The organism is Paenibacillus agaridevorans (assembly GCF_003112455.1).
Taxonomy (GTDB): domain Bacteria; phylum Bacillota; class Bacilli; order Paenibacillales; family Paenibacillaceae; genus Pristimantibacillus; species Pristimantibacillus agaridevorans.
In genome coordinates this window covers 112348-117692 of record NZ_BDQX01000390.1, presented here as the reverse complement: position 1 = coordinate 117692, position 5345 = coordinate 112348, and the positions used below count along the sequence as shown (strand labels likewise).

The following is a 5345-nucleotide window of genomic DNA, read 5'->3' as shown; positions in this document are numbered from 1 at the left end:
ACGGGTTGGGGCGGAGTACAGCCTGCTGTCTGTGGTGGGGAGCGGCAGCGGCTGGAACCGGATCGAACGCAACGAGTTCGGGCCGAAGGCCGACCCTGGACCGCTCGTCATTTTTGATGGCGACGGGGAACAAATATCGCAGCATGACGTCATCGAATATAATTATTTCCATCATATAAGCCCGCGCGTCGTCAATGGGCTCGAAGCGATCCGGCTCGGCTTGTCCGGCATCTCTCTATCGAACGGCTATATTACCATTCAACACAACCTGTTTGAAGAATGCGACGGAGAACCCGAGATTATTTCGGTAAAAAGCTGTTATAATACAATTCGGTACAATACATTTCTTAACTCCGCCGGCCAGGTGACGGCGCGTCACGGCCATGGAAACCGCTTTCATCATAATGTGTTTATCGGCGATGGCGTGAAGGAGGAGATGGGCGGGTTTCGCATTTACGGCAACGACCATCACCTGTTCGATAATTATATGGAAAACTTGACGTTGGATGCGCTGCTAATTGACGGCGGCAACTACGATGGGGGGCCGGACGGTTATCCCGAGTCGCCGACGCAAGAGGAATTGAGAAAACATTGGCGCGTCTATCGCGCCCACGTGACCAATAATACGATTGTCAATTGTCGGCATGGCATTACGCTCGGGAAGCGGATTCCGTATGCGCCGGAGCAATGCGTTGTCGCTTACAACCTTGTATGCGGCAAGGATCAGCCGGCCATCTACGAATACCAGCCGTCTCCGGCGGTTTGCATCAACAATCAGAAAGCGGATGCCGAGGCTATTCGCCGTCCGGCCATCCTGACAAGAACGGACGTCGGCCCCGACTCTGATTAAAATGAAGGTTCAAAAAGTCCAGTTTTCAGTGTCGAGAAGATTGGATGAAGCTAGAAACTGAGGATCGGAGCGTAGTGGAAGCTACGTGAGAACCGGAAGTTTCGGCTGAATTCAATATTCGACGTCGAATACGCTACCCGACATACATCGCAATCAAAAGTGGACTTTTTGAACTACATCTTAAAAACATGGGAGGCAGAGCCTGTGGCGAAGACCCGAAACCGTTGGACAAACTATCTTAAGCAGCTTCGGCACAAAAATCGCAGCGTAATCCTGACCTGGATGCTTTCCTATGTCTCGGTGCTGCTCGTGCCCATTTTGATCAGCGGCGTTATATACGGCGCGACGCTGAACGTTGTAAAGGCCGAGATTAATCGTGCCAACCAATCTATCCTTCTGCAAATGGAGCAAGCTATAGATAACCAGTTCAAAGGAATCGAGAGTCTGAGCGTCGAGGTGAGCCTCAACAGGCGGATCGCGGCATTCATTACGGCCGATGCCGACCTGTCCGATTCGGATCATTACGAAATATACCAGATCGCCAATGATTTGCGCGTATACGAAATTGCCAACGATTTTCTTGAAGGCATTTATATTTACTACAAAAGCAGCGATACGGTCATCGCCCGCAACAACCGTATGAACAGCGAAACGTTGTACGACCATATCCGCTTCGAAGAGCATATGCCGTTCCAGTCCTTCCGGGAATTTTTTGATCAATGGTACATTAAAGGCTACCACACGGTTGTCGTTTCCGAAGAGAATGAGTGGAGGCCTACGGTTATGTATGCCCAAAATGTGATGTCTAACGTTATCAATCAGCCGGGCGCTGTCCTGCTGTTCATGATCGACCGGAGCAAGCTGCTGGAGCAAGCGTCGGCGCCGGACGAAGGCACCATCCTTATTTTGGATGAGGACGATCGGGTCATTGCGTCTACGGGCGATCCTCTCGCGGAGCCTGCTGTGCAATACGGCGATATGCCGGAGGAATCGGGGCAACTGGAGTTCCAAACTGCCGATGGCCGGCTTGTCGCTTCCTACACAACCTCATCCATTACGGGATGGAAATATGTGATGACGCTGCCGGCGGCCGTATACCATCAGAAGATGAACGTGGTGGAGCAATTGACGATCGTCAGCATCTTGCTGTGCCTCGTTGTTGGCGGGGGCGTGACGTATTGGCTGCTCAAGCGGAACTACCTGCCGATCCATGCGCTGATTCAGAGCTTGTCGTTCAAGGCGGGCGTTACCTTCGATCGCGGCTCCAATGAGTATTCGTTCCTGGAGCAGGCGCTGAGCAGCACCTACCATGAGAAGGAGGAGCTTCATTACAAGCTGAACCAGCATAACAATACGCTCAGGTCGCATTTCCTGCAGCGGTTGCTGAAGGGGCAGCTCGACAGCCATATCCCGCTGCACGAATCGTTTTCGGCCTATGACCTGCGCTTTCCGCAGGACGGCTTTTCTGTCATCTTGCTGCGCATCGAGCATTTCGGCAAGTTCCATCGGGAAGATGAGGAGCAGGTGCGTAACAAGCGGTTGCTGCACTTCCTGATCGCCAACGTGGTCGAGGAGGTCGCGCGCAAGTCCGCCCATGCCTACGCGGTAGAGCTGGACCAGGAGCTGCTCGCTTGCATCGTCAACCATCCGCTAGCATCGACGGCGGAGCAGCGGGCGGAGCTCGGGCGCATCGCGGAAGAAACCATGTCGTTTATTTCCGATCATGCCCACGTGCAACTGACCGCAGCCATCAGCATGCAGCAAGAAGGCGAAGATGGCATCTTCCAGGCGTTCCAGGAAGCGGTCGAGGCGATGGAATACCGTATTGTTGCGGGCAGCGGGGGCATTATTCATTATGGGGACTTAAACGGAGGCGACAGCCAAGGGGCCGCTCCAGGCGGCTATTTCTATCCGCTCAAGGCCGAGCAGCAATTGATAGCCATCGTGCGCGAGGGCCAACTCGATAAGGCGAAAGCGTTAGCCCATGAGATCATTCAAAAAAATGTGACGACGGAGCCCTTTTCCTTTCATACGGCCAAATGTCTGATGTTCGACCTGATGGCGACGCTGCAAAAAGTAATCGGCGAAATCCGCATCGCGGGCAAGCCCGATGTGCCGGACGGCGTGCGCGCCATCGAACGTCTGATGCAATGCCAGACGGTAGGGGAGATGCGCGGCCAGCTTTACGATATGCTGGAGCTACTTTGCGGCTACGTTAACAATAACCGCGAATACAGCAGCAATCCGCTGATCGATAAGGTCATGAAATACGTCAACGATTATTACCATGACGAGAACCTTAACATATCGATGATCGGGGAAGCTTTCTCCATGACCCCGTCGTATATTTCCAAGCTGTTCAAGGAACATGCCGGCGAATCTCTGCTCGACTATATTAACAAGACGCGGCTGGCGCAAGCCAAGCTGCTGCTTACCGGCGAGAAATATACGGTCAGCGAAATATCGCTGATGGTCGGCTACAACGATGTGAATACTTTCCACCGCATATTCAAAAAATTTGAAGGGATAACGCCCGGGCGCTACAGGGAAGTCAAGTAGCCCCCGGGCTTTCTTTTCGAGAGGTAGCTCGAAAAGTGAAAAGCGAACTTTTTGAACTTTCATTTTATGAGGTTGAACCCGCACTTCAAGAAAAAGCGGTAAACTCGCGGTTTTGCTACACTCATTTTTGAGGAATTGCCGTATATTTTAGGTTTTGACAATGGCTTGCGACACTGGATCGGCGTTACGATGATAGCGGATTCACACCAACAAATTCGAGGGCGAATAGAACGGAGGGGCACAATGGCAAATCATCGAAACAGCAAGAAGCGCAAGTGGCAGCTCATACTGGGGATCACAATGGTACTTTCATTATTGTTAACCGCATGCTCTGGTAATGGGGGGAGCGGCAATAAGGACAAGGCGGAGCCGACCCAAAGCGCCGTCAGCAATACGGACGGCAATGGCGAAAGCAAGGGCAACGAGGGAGAGGAAAAGCCGGTTTATCCAATGGATACCAAAGATACTTTCTCGTACTGGGCTCCAATTAACGGCAATCTGATTACCTTTGCAACGAATCTTGCGGAAGCGCCAATCGGCAAGGAAATCGCGAAAGCAACCGGCGTGAAAGTAACCTACATCCACCCGACCGACGGGCAAGCGGAAGAGCAGTTTAATTTGTTGCTGGCATCCACTAAGCTGCCGGATGTGTTGGAGTACGACTGGAGCATCTATCCGGGCGGACCGGAGAAGGCGATTGCAGACGGGGTTATCGTACCGCTTAACGATTTGATCGACCAATATGCGCCTAACCTGAAGAAGATGCTGGAAGCCGATCCGGAGCTGGATAAGATGGTGAAAACCGACAGCGGCCAATATTATGCTTTCCCGATGGTGCGCAACTCGGAAGGCGTAGTCTTCCGCGGACCCATGCTGCGCAAAGATTGGCTGGATGAGCTGGGGCTGCAATTGCCAGTAACGGTAGACGATTGGCATACGGTACTGACGGCGTTCAAAGAGAAAAAAGGCGCCGTAGCGCCGCTGACGGCGCAATATGCGGGCAAAATGAACTTGCAGGACGCGTTTTTTGGCGCATACAAAACGTCGCACGGATTCTACATTGACGACGAGGGCAAAGTGAAATACGGCCCGCTTGATCCGCAATACAAGGATGTTATCACGTTGTTCCGCAAGTGGTATTCCGAAGGCCTGATCGACAAAGACTTCCCGATCATCGAACGCAACACGCTGGATAAGCGGCTTCTTAACGGCGAGTCCGGCGCGACTGTCTACCTGCTGGGCGGCGGCATGGGCAAATGGCTGGAGTCCGGCAAAGCCCAAAATCCGACATTTGATCTGGTAGCGGCTCCTTATCCGGTATTAAACGCAGGCGAAAAACCGTTTACCGGACAGCGCGATTTCAAATATAACCCGAAAGCAAGCGCGGCAGTGACGACATCGGCGAAAAACCTGGAAACGATCGTAAAATGGCTGGACTACTCATTTAGCGAGCAAGGAACCTTGACTTACAACTTCGGCGTTGAAGGCGAAAGCTACACAATGGATAACGGCGTTCCGAAATTTACCGATATGATCGTGAAAAACGACAAGTACACGTCGCAGCAGATGCTGGCGCAATATACGATTCCGAACGGTCCGTTCCCGATGCATGAGCAAAAATCGACCAACACGTTCCCGCAACAGGATGAGGCGGTCAAAATTTGGTCGGAGACCGATGCGGCAAAACATATTTTGCCGGCGTTCATAACGCCTACCGTAGATGAAAGCAAGAAGGTAGCGCAGTCGATGACGGCAATCAACACCTATCTGGAAGAAATGTTTATCAAATTTATTATGGGCAACGAGCCGATCGACAAGTTCGACGGCTTCGTGAAGCAGCTTGAGGATATGGGTATTCGCGATGTAATCGACATCTATCAAGGTGCCTTGGATCGCTACAACAACAGATAACTCCATGCATCGTCTCGCGGCAGGC

3 protein-coding genes are annotated in these 5345 nt (G+C 52.2%); all 3 read left to right on the top strand.

Going from position 1 to position 5345, the window contains the following annotated elements; all coding sequences use genetic code 11:
* Positions 1 to 850 (top strand): polysaccharide lyase 6 family protein (locus PAT3040_RS30100; protein ID WP_219930333.1); only part of this gene is annotated, 850 nt, incomplete at its 5' end.
* A 204-nt stretch (positions 851 to 1054) separates the two neighbouring features.
* Complete coding sequence (locus PAT3040_RS30095) at positions 1055 to 3409, top strand: AraC family transcriptional regulator (RefSeq protein WP_108995588.1); 2355 nt, start codon at positions 1055 to 1057, stop codon at positions 3407 to 3409.
* Positions 3410 to 3652: 243 nt separating this feature from the next.
* Entirely contained in the window at positions 3653 to 5320 is a 1668-nt protein-coding gene (locus PAT3040_RS30090) for a type 2 periplasmic-binding domain-containing protein (RefSeq protein ID WP_258235233.1), read from the top strand.
* The last annotated feature ends 25 nt before the right edge of the window (positions 5321 to 5345 follow it).

Excerpts from the sequence above, each read along its gene's own strand:
- PAT3040_RS30090 (WP_258235233.1), top strand. The coding sequence starts at position 3,653 with ATGGCAAATCATCGAAACAGCAAGAAGCGCAAGTGGCAGCTCATACTG.